Origin of the sequence: Neobacillus drentensis, assembly GCF_036966985.1 — a bacterium.
GTDB lineage: Bacteria > Bacillota > Bacilli > Bacillales > Cytobacillaceae > Neobacillus > Neobacillus drentensis_E.
Map to the genome: position 1 here is coordinate 1 of NZ_JBALSN010000531.1, position 1,972 is coordinate 1,972.

Below are 1,972 nucleotides of genomic sequence, written 5' to 3' on the forward strand. Positions count from 1 at the left end.
AGAGTATTTTTATTGATGAAGCCCAGGATTATAGTTATTTCCAATTTGCTGCACTTAAAGCGGGCTTTGAAACAGAATTATTTACGATTGTGGGAGATTTAGCGCAAGGGATTCATTCTTATCGAGGGTTAAAAAGCTGGGAACCATTAGTAAAGGAAATTTTCCCGAATGCAAATTATCAAACATTACAAAAGAGTTATCGAACCACAGTCGAGATCATGCAGTTAGCCAACGACATTCTTTCCATTATGAATCAAGACTTGCCAAAAGTAGAACCAGTCATTCGCCATGGGGACAAACCCCGTTTTACGAAAATAGACCCTGCCAATTTGGAACAAGTAAAACAGATCCTTGAAGATGATATTCAGTTGCTCAAAAAGGAAGAGCTTAACTCGATTGCGATTATTGGAAGAACTGATAAAGAGTGCCTACGAATACATAAAATGCTGGAAAATAGCAATCTTCCAATACAACTATTAGAAGAAAAAGAAGATATGAAAAAGGGCAGCGTAGTGATCTTACCTTCGCACCTTTCAAAAGGATTAGAATTTGATGCCGTCCTGATTGTTACCCTGGAAGAATCGTACAGTGACGAAGAACTAGACATCAAATTGCTGTATGTAGCCATGACAAGACCGATGCATAGGTTGTATCTATATGCAAGTTCACCATCGGACTTGTTATTAGATAGAGTACAAATAGAACGTTTCTAGTGGTCAGTAACAGAGCTGTGGAGTGCAAAAAAAGTGCTTGGAGGTGAAGTAATGCAAAACCTTACAACTTTATTTCATAAAAGAATAGGTATGCCGTATAACGAAAAAATTACCTTTGAAAAGTTACCAGAGATTCTTGAAAAAACAGCACAAACCATTCCCTTTGAAAATTTAACGATTATTGAAAGTAAAAAATGTGAAATTACAAAGGAGAACCTCATCAAAAAAATTGTGGATAGAAACGAAGGCGGCCTTTGTTACGAATTAAATCCACTTTTTTATTTTTATCTCATTGAAAATGGTTTTAACGCAGTCTTAACAGATGGTGTTGTTTATAATCATACTGAAAAAGAGTATGGTCAAATTGGAAGAACGCATGTAACGGTGCTTTTAAATCACAAGGGACAGACATATTTAATTGACACGGGCTTCGGTGGAAATTTACCGTTAAAACCTGTTCCTTTATCCGGTGAGACCATATCCTCTGATAATGGAGAGTTTAGAATAAAAAAAGAAAATCAAGAATTTGGGGACTATTGTTTAGAAATGAAACTAAAGCATAAAGATACCGAGTGGAAAATAGGCTATGCTTTTGATTCTCGGAAATCTATTGAAGTTGCGAATTTGAATGAGATTCAAACAATTATTGCTGAACACCCGCAATCTTCATTTAACAAACATCCTTTAATTACCCGACTTACCGAAAACGGTAATATTACCTTAACAGATACCACATTTACCGAATGGGCAGATGGAATTCTAACTAAAGAGGCAATTGAAAACAAGAAATTCAAAGAACTAGCAAAACAACATTTTGGGCTATAAATTAAAATATGAAAACAAAAAACACTGATGACAGTAATGATCGCTGTTCACACAGTGTTTTTTCTTTTCGTATTGTTTTAAATCCCTAATAGTTCTGCCAATTTCTCTTGATCAAATCCTAGGATCACGTTTTCACGATCTCCATCTTTGATAACGGTTGCTGGTGTAGCAGCAGCACCTAGCCCAATAAGTTCATGCAGATATTGATCGTTTTTCCGGATGTCCCTCTCTTCAAACTCAATCCCATTTTCTTTAAACCATAATTTTTCCGCATGGCAAGGCGGGCATGTTTCTTGTGAATAAATAATCACTTTTTTCATTTGACTACCTCCATTTCATTAAAGTTATTGTACAATGAATTTTGCTTCTATGGGTACAATTATATCCCCATTTTGTCAACAGCCCCTTTAGGGGCGATTTTTTCTTTTAAATAA

General features: G+C 35.6%; 3 protein-coding genes. 2 read left to right on the forward strand and 1 reads right to left on the reverse strand.

Annotated elements, in window-relative coordinates; genetic code table 11:
* Positions 1–713, forward strand: a 713-nt coding sequence (locus tag V7659_RS27280; RefSeq protein ID WP_335543215.1) for a 3'-5' exonuclease, incomplete at its 5' end; no start/stop codon positions are given.
* A gap of 51 nt (positions 714–764) precedes the next feature.
* Positions 765–1,538: an arylamine N-acetyltransferase family protein gene (locus tag V7659_RS27285; RefSeq protein WP_335543216.1), complete on the forward strand. Its 774-nt coding sequence runs from the start codon at positions 765–767 to the stop codon at positions 1,536–1,538.
* A 77-nt stretch (positions 1,539–1,615) separates the two neighbouring features.
* Here V7659_RS27285 and V7659_RS27290 read toward each other — a convergent pair whose 3' ends face one another.
* Positions 1,616–1,858 carry a glutaredoxin family protein gene (locus V7659_RS27290; RefSeq protein ID WP_335543217.1) on the reverse strand — a complete coding sequence of 81 codons (243 nt, stop codon included), beginning with the start codon at positions 1,856–1,858 and terminating at the stop codon, positions 1,616–1,618.
* Positions 1,859–1,972: the final 114 nt, after the last annotated feature.